This is a genomic window from Homoserinimonas sp. (assembly GCF_056262345.1).
Genome location: NZ_JBACFR010000287.1, coordinates 1 through 4,205 on the forward strand (window position 1 = coordinate 1; position 4,205 = coordinate 4,205).

Below are 4,205 nucleotides of genomic sequence, written 5' to 3' on the forward strand. Positions count from 1 at the left end.
GCGAACTCCGCCCGAGTTTCCGGATGCATCACCGCGCCACCGCCGACGGAAAGGACCACGCGCTCACGCAGCGCCTCACCAATCGTCGCTCGCTCAAGCTCCCGAAAGTACGGCTCCCCGTGCTGGGCGAAGATGTCAGCGATGTCACCGTGCTCAGCAACGATGCGCTTGTCGGAATCGACGAACGTCACGCCGAGGAGCTTGGCAACTCTTCTGCCGATCTTGGTCTTGCCCGAACCCGGCGCGCCGATGAAAATGACGACGGGGCGCGCCTCCTCCCCCGCCATTAGGCGAGCGAGGGATCGGATGCTGACGTGGTCGACAGCGCTCCGGGAATAGACGACACATAGGAATCGAGGTTGCGGCGCGTCTCGGTGACCGAATCGCCTCCGAACTTCTCCAGCATCGAGTTAGCCAGGACGAGGGCCACCATCGCTTCGGCCACAACACCTGCTGCGGGTACCGCACACACGTCAGAGCGCTGGTGATGCGCTTCAGCAGGGCCACCCTTTTCCACATCCACCGTGCGCAGAGCATGCGGAACGGTGGCGATGGGCTTCATGCCGGCGCGGACCCGGAGAACAGTGCCCGTGGTCATGCCGCCCTCGGTTCCGCCGGCGCGATCGCTTGACCGCGTAATGCCAGCGGCGGTCTGAAAAAGCTCGTCGTGCGCCTCGGAACCCCGCCGCGTCGTCGTGAGAAATCCGTCTCCGACCTCGACGCCCTTGATCGCCTGAATGCCCATCAGCGCGCCCGCGAGCTGCGAATCGATGCGGCGATCCCAGTGAACGTATGAGCCGAGCCCCGGCGGAAGCCCGTAGGCCAGAACCTCGACTACGCCGCCGAGGGTGTCCCCGTCGTCATGGGCGCGGTCAACCTCGGCAACCATCAGGTCCGACGTGGACTTGTCGAAGCACCGCAGGGGGTCGGAATCCAGCGTGGCGACATCGCCAGCTGCTGGCAGAGCGCTGCCCTCTGGTACCCGCACGGTGCCAATCGACAGGGTGTGGCTCACGAGTTCCACCCCGAGCTCTGCGAGAAACTTGCGGGCGATAGCCCCAAGAGCAACGCGCGCTGCGGTCTCGCGGGCGCTCGCGCGCTCAAGCACATTGCGGGCCTCAGCAAAGTCGTACTTCTGCATTCCGACGAGGTCTGCATGGCCAGGACGCGGGCGCGTCAGAGGCGCTCCCCGGCCCTTGGGAAGCGTGGACGGGTCGACGGGAGAGGCGCTCATCACGTCCACCCAGCGCGGCCATTCCGTGTTTCCGACCCGCAGAGCGATGGGGCTTCCCATCGTCTCTCCGAAACGGACTCCACCCGAGATGGTGAGTTCGTCTTCTTCGAACTTCATCCGTGCGCCGCGACCATAGCCGAGCTTGCGGCGCGCGAGGTCAGCACGAATGTCGTCGAGCGAAACAGGCACACCGGCGGGCAATCCCTCAAGGATTGCCACAAGTTCGGGGCCGTGAGATTCTCCAGCGGTCAACCAACGAAGCATGCCTACGATCTTCCCACAGCAGCAGGATGCTCCGCGCCCGTGCTAAGAAGCGGCGCCAGCGCCCAATCCCACGGCAGCCCGCATGTCAGCAACCACGGCGTCCTCGTCGGGCAACACGGTGTTTGGATCCCCCGATGTGAAGACGCGCACCTGCATTACCGCCTGGTGCAGAAGCATCTCGAAACCAGAAATCACGCGGCCCCCGGCCTCGAGCCAGCTCTGGGCGAGCGAAGACGGCCACGGTTCATAGGCAACGTCGAAGAGAACCGAAGCCCGTCGAAGCTCGCGGGCCACCGCAAGACCCGCATCCGCACCGTTCGGAATGGTGCTGATCACGGCATCCGGCGCGCTCTCGAGCGGGCTGCCCAGCGACTCGAGGGAGATGTCGATTCCCAGACGTGGCGCAAGGTCGAGCAAATGGAGACTCTTCTGCGGGTTTCGAACGGAGACGCGCACGCGAACCGCACCCATCTGGGCCGCCGCCACAATGGCGGACGACGCGGTAGCGCCCCCGCCGATGACCTCGACCGAGCTCATGGACGCCACCCCGGCCTCGGTGAAGGCCATCACAATGCCGTGAATATCTGTGTTGAACCCGCGGCGGACGCCGCCATCGAACAGCAGAGTGTTGCAGACTCCCGTGAGTCGAACGGTGTCGTGCTGCTCATCAAGCAACGGGACCACATCATGCTTGACCGGCATCGTGAGCGAGAGTCCCCGCCACTCCGGACCTCTGCTGTCAAGAAAGGCCGGGAGGCGCTCCCCCGTCATCTCGATGGCCTGATAGCTCCAGTCGAGGCCGAGGCGCCGGTAAGCGGCCGCGTGCAACAGTGGCGAGCGAGAATGAGCAATCGGGCTCCCGAGCACCGCAAGCGCTGGGGAACTACCCACAGTTCGGGCTCTTCGTGGTCTTGCACCAGTTCTGCAGCTGCTTCACGGCCGCGTTGTGCTCGCCTCCGGTAACGCTGAACACGGTCTCTCCCGTGTCGAGGTTCACTGTGACGAAGTACACCCAGTCACCCGGTGTGGGGTTCAGGGCCGCAGCGATGGCGTCGTCACCCGGTGCGCCGATGGGCCCCGGCGGCAGTCCCGTGTGCACGTAGGTGTTGTAGGGGTTATCGTCCTTCAGCTCTGCGCTTGTGCTGAAGACGCTGCTCTCTTCGCGCTCACCGTGTGCCCACTGCCAGCCATAGTGCGCCGTCGAATCGAACTGCAGTTTCATGCCGGTATCGAGGCGATTCTGAATCACCCTCGACACCTTGGCAAAGTCCTCGAGGCTACTGCCAGCCTCGCGCTGAATGAGCGACGCGATGGTGAGCACCCTGTGCTCGTCCGCGGGAGCGACTCCAGCGGCGGTGAGGGACGCGCGCATCCGATCGACCATTGTTTGAAGCACGGAATGGGCATCCATTCCGGGCTGGAATGTGTACCGAGCAGGAAACAGATAGCCCTCGAGGGACGTTGCCTCTGGGGGCAGGCCGAACGATGCAAGATCCGCTGCGGCAGCCTCAAAATCGGCCACGGGGATGTCAGTCGCGGCGCTGAGCGTCTCATAGATATCCCACGAAGACTTGCCCTCGACCACGAGAGCGGTCAGTTCGACCCTGCTTGCGGGATCGAGCAGGGCGTCCAACGCGGCGCGTGCGCTCATCTTCTCGGCGAGAACATAGTTGCCGGGGAAGAACGAGGGGTTCTCCTTGAGGAGCAAAGCGTAGAAGGCGTCGAAACTCTTGATCACGCCAGCCTCGAGCAGCGAACGTGTGATGTCCTCGCCGTTGTCGCCATCCTTGATGACAATGCTGGTTTCGCCCGTTCCCGCTCCGGTGTAGTCCTCGGGCGGGATCTCCCAGCCCATGACCTTGCGAACCTGATCTTCAAAGTTCAGCCAAACGAAACCTACTGACCCTGCGCCGAGCCCGAGAATGACCACGACGGCGATGAGCCAGCCCAGCCATTTGCGGCGGCGAGGTGGACGAGAGGGCCCGGATGCCTCTGCGGGGCCTGCAGCCTTGGCTTCACGACGGGTGCGCGGGGTCGAGTCAGTCGGTTCGCCCGAACGGTCACCCGAAGGATCGTTCGAAGCCGACGGTGTCGTCAACAGAGCTTCCCAGCCATCGTGATCTTGCGCCATTAAGCAGTTCCTTCGTCCGGGACGACGAGCGATCCAGGGGCGTTTCCCGAGGACCGCTCGGAGTCTAGGGCATGTTGCAAAATTATAACGGCGGCTACCTGGTCAACTACGGAACGTGAATTCTTCGTCGTGCGGCCGTTTGCGCGAAGAGCCTGCTGAGCCGACACCGTCGACAGTCGCTCATCGACGAGGCGGGTTGGCGTTCCTGAGCGCGCCAGGACCATGGCGAACTCTCGAGCGTCATCGGTGGAGGGAGTGCTCGCACCCGAAAGCGAGAGCGGCAGACCGACCACGAACTCCACAGCGTCGATCTCCGACGCGATGCTGAGAATCCGAGCGACATCGCCCTCGCCCCGCTTCACCGTCTCGATCGGGGTCGCAAGCATGCCGTGCAGGTCGGATCGTGCGATTCCGATGCGCGCACGACCCACATCGATGCCGAGCCTTACCCCGCTCCTCATCGTCAGAGTCGGAGTCCTGCCACGACGGCGTCGAGCGCAGCCGAGAGGGCGAGAACATCCGTTCCGCCTCCCTGTGCGATGTCGTCCTTGCCACCGCCACCGCCACCGAGGACTC

The 4,205-nt window shown here is 64.1% G+C and carries 5 protein-coding genes; all 5 read right to left on the reverse strand.

Annotated features, from left to right (window positions below; all coding sequences use genetic code 11):
• Window positions 1-287 (reverse strand): shikimate kinase (locus tag AC062T_RS13125; protein WP_476030718.1); only part of this gene is annotated, 287 nt, incomplete at its 3' end.
• Window positions 287-1,498: a chorismate synthase gene (aroC, locus tag AC062T_RS13130; protein WP_476030720.1), complete on the reverse strand. Its 1,212-nt coding sequence runs from the start codon at window positions 1,496-1,498 to the stop codon at window positions 287-289. The genes AC062T_RS13125 and aroC, both read right to left, overlap by 1 nt.
• A gap of 42 nt (window positions 1,499-1,540) precedes the next feature.
• Window positions 1,541-2,389, reverse strand: coding sequence for a shikimate dehydrogenase (locus tag AC062T_RS13135; protein WP_476030722.1), 849 nt, complete (start codon window positions 2,387-2,389; stop codon window positions 1,541-1,543).
• On the reverse strand, window positions 2,382-3,629 hold the full coding sequence (gene mltG, locus AC062T_RS13140; protein WP_476030724.1) for an endolytic transglycosylase MltG: 1,248 nt from the start codon (window positions 3,627-3,629) through the stop codon (window positions 2,382-2,384). The genes AC062T_RS13135 and mltG overlap by 8 nt, the downstream gene beginning before the upstream one ends.
• Window positions 3,629-4,090, reverse strand: coding sequence for a Holliday junction resolvase RuvX (gene ruvX, locus AC062T_RS13145; RefSeq protein ID WP_476030726.1), 462 nt, complete (start codon window positions 4,088-4,090; stop codon window positions 3,629-3,631). The genes mltG and ruvX overlap by 1 nt, the downstream gene beginning before the upstream one ends.
• Window positions 4,091-4,205 lie beyond the last annotated feature (115 nt).